Genomic DNA, 3,043 nt, shown 5'->3' with positions numbered 1-3,043 from the left:
AAAGCATCGCGGGTCAAGCCTGCTGCCACCGGGAACTGTGCATGCAGTTCCTGTGGCAGCGGGCTTGACCCGCGATGGCATCACTGAGGTCAGTGAGTGTTACAAGGCGGCAATCCGCGCATGCTGCTCGGTGAAGTTGGCCAGGGCCTGTTCGGCTTCGGCCAGCTTGGCGCGTTCCTTGTCGATCACCGCAGGCGTGCCTTGTCGACAAAGGCCGGGTTGGACAGCTTGCCACCCACACGCTGGACTTCGCCTTGCAGGCGCTGGATTTCCTTGTTCAGGCGAGCCAGCTCCGCGTCCTTGTCGATCAACCCGGCCATCGGTACCAGCACCTGCAGGTCACCGACCAGGGCGGTGGCGCTCAGTGGCGCCTCGTCCTGCTCGCCGAGCACGGTGAAGGCCTCGATCTTCGCCAGCTTCTTGAGCAGCGCCTCGTTTTCCTGCAGGCGACGCACGTCTTCGGCGCTGGCGTTCTTCAGGAACAACTGCAGTGGCTTGCCCGGGCCGATGTTCATCTCGCCACGGATGTTGCGCACACCCAGCATCAGCTCCTTGAGCCACTCGATATCGCCTTCGGCAGCCGCATCGATGCGGCTTTCGTTGGCCACTGGCCACGGCTGCAGCATGATGGTCTTGCCTTCGATACCGGCCAGCGGCGCCAGGCGCTGCCAGATCTCTTCGGTGATGAACGGCATGAACGGGTGCGCCAGGCGCAGGGCCACTTCAAGCACGCGCACCAGGGTGCGGCGGGTACCGCGCTGGCGTTCGATCGGTGCGTTGTCGTCCCACAGCACGGGCTTGGACAGCTCCAGGTACCAGTCGCAGTACTGGTTCCAGATGAACTCGTACAGCGCCTGGGCGGCCAGGTCGAAACGGAACTGGTCGAGCTGGCGGGTCACTTCGGCTTCGGTGCGTTGCAACTGCGAGATGATCCAGCGGTCGGCCAGCGACAGCTCGACGGCTTCGCCGTTCTGGCCGCAGTCTTCGCCCTTGTCCAGCACGTAGCGTGCCGCGTTCCAGATCTTGTTGCAGAAGTTGCGGTAGCCTTCGACGCGGCCCATGTCGAACTTGATGTCACGACCGGTGGATGCCAGCGAGCAGAAGGTGAAGCGCAGGGCATCGGTGCCATAGCTGGCAATGCCCTCGGGGAACTCGGCCTTGGTCTGCTTGGCGATCTTGTCGGCCAGCTTGGGTTGCATCAGGCCGTTGGTGCGTTTTTCCAGCAGTTCGTCCAGGGTGATGCCATCGACGATGTCCAGCGGGTCAAGCACGTTGCCCTTGGACTTGGACATCTTCTGGCCCTGGCCGTCGCGCACCAGGCCGTGCACGTATACGGTCTTGAACGGTACCTGCGGGGTGCCGTCCTCGTTCTTCACCAGGTGCATGGTCAGCATGATCATCCGGGCAACCCAGAAGAAGATGATGTCGAAGCCGGTGACTAGCACGTCGGTGGAGTGGAAGGTCTTGAGGAACTCGGTCTGCTGTGGCCAGCCCAGGGTGGAGAAGGTCCACAGGCCCGAGCTGAACCAGGTGTCGAGCACGTCGTTGTCCTGGTTCAGGACCACGTCGGCACCCAGCGTGTGCTTGGCGCGCACTTCTTCTTCGCTGCGGCCCACGTAGACCTTGCCCGACTCGTCGTACCAGGCCGGAATGCGGTGGCCCCACCACAGCTGGCGGCTGATGCACCAGTCCTGGATGTCGCGCATCCAGGAGAAGTACATGTTCTCGTACTGCTTGGGCACGAACTGGATGCGACCGTCTTCGACGGCGGCAATCGCAGGCTCGGCCAGCGGCTTGGTCGACACGTACCACTGGTCGGTCAGCCACGGCTCGATGACGGTGCCCGAACGGTCGCCCTTGGGCACCTTCAGGGCGTGGTCGTCGACGCTGACCAGCAGGCCGGCGGCGTCCAGGTCGGCCACGATCTGCTTGCGCGCGACGAAGCGGTCCAGGCCGGCGTAGTCGGCGGGCAGGCTGGCGTCCAGGGTTTCGTTGAGGCTGCCGTCGAGGTTGAACACCTGGGCTGCCGGCAACACCATGGCGTTCTTGTCGAAGATGTTGAGCAGCGGCAGGTTGTGGCGCTTGCCGACTTCATAGTCGTTGAAGTCGTGGGCCGGAGTGATCTTCACGCAGCCGGTGCCGAACGCAGGGTCGCAGTAATCGTCGGCGATGATCGGGATCAGACGCCCGACCAGGGGCAGCTTGACGAACTTGCCGATCAGCGCCTGGTAGCGCTCGTCGTTCGGGTTCACGGCCACGGCGGCGTCGCCGAGCAGGGTTTCCGGACGGGTGGTGGCGACCACCAGGTAATCTTTGCCGTCAGCGGTGGTAGCACCGTCGGCCAGCGGGTAGCGCAGGTTCCACAAGTGACCTTTTTCGTCGTGGTTTTCCACTTCGAGGTCGGAGATCGCCGTGTGCAGCTTGGTGTCCCAGTTGACCAGGCGCTTGCCGCGGTAGATCAGGCCGTCTTCATGCAGGCGCACGAAGGCTTCCTTGACCGCTTCGGACAGGCCGTCATCCATGGTGAAGCGCTCGCGGCTCCAGTCGACCGACGAGCCGAGGCGGCGGATCTGGCGGCTGATGTTGCCACCGGACTGGTCCTTCCATTCCCAGACCTTTTCCAGGAACTTGTCGCGGCCCAGGTCGTGACGGCTCTGGCCCTTGGCTTCCAGTTGACGCTCCACCAGCATCTGGGTGGCGATGCCGGCGTGGTCGGTGCCTGGTTGCCACAGGGTGTTGCGGCCTTGCATGCGACGGAAACGGATCAGGGCGTCCATGATCGCGTTGTTGAAGCCGTGGCCCATGTGCAGGCTGCCGGTGACGTTCGGCGGCGGGATCATGATGGTGTACGAATCGCCCGCGCCTTGCGGGGCGAAATAATTCTCGGACTCCCAGGTGTTGTACCAGGAAGTTTCAATGGCGTGCGGCTGGTAGGTCTTATCCATGCGCGGCGGGACCCTATGGCATTTATTCAGGAAAGCCGAGAAGTATAGCGGGGATAAGGGCCGGGGCGTAGCGCGAGGTGAGGGTGCGGGGCAAAAAA

General features: G+C 63.4%; 1 pseudogene. It reads right to left on the bottom strand.

The features are described from left to right. Nucleotides 1–99 precede the first annotated feature (99 nt). Nucleotides 100–2,945, bottom strand: a pseudogene (locus tag G3436_RS24985) (valine--tRNA ligase). Nucleotides 2,946–3,043: the final 98 nt, after the last annotated feature.

This window comes from Pseudomonas brassicae (assembly GCF_010671725.1).
GTDB lineage: Bacteria > Pseudomonadota > Gammaproteobacteria > Pseudomonadales > Pseudomonadaceae > Aquipseudomonas > Aquipseudomonas brassicae.
The sequence above is the reverse complement of the archived record's forward strand: the minus strand, read 5'-3'. Positions and strand labels throughout refer to the sequence as shown.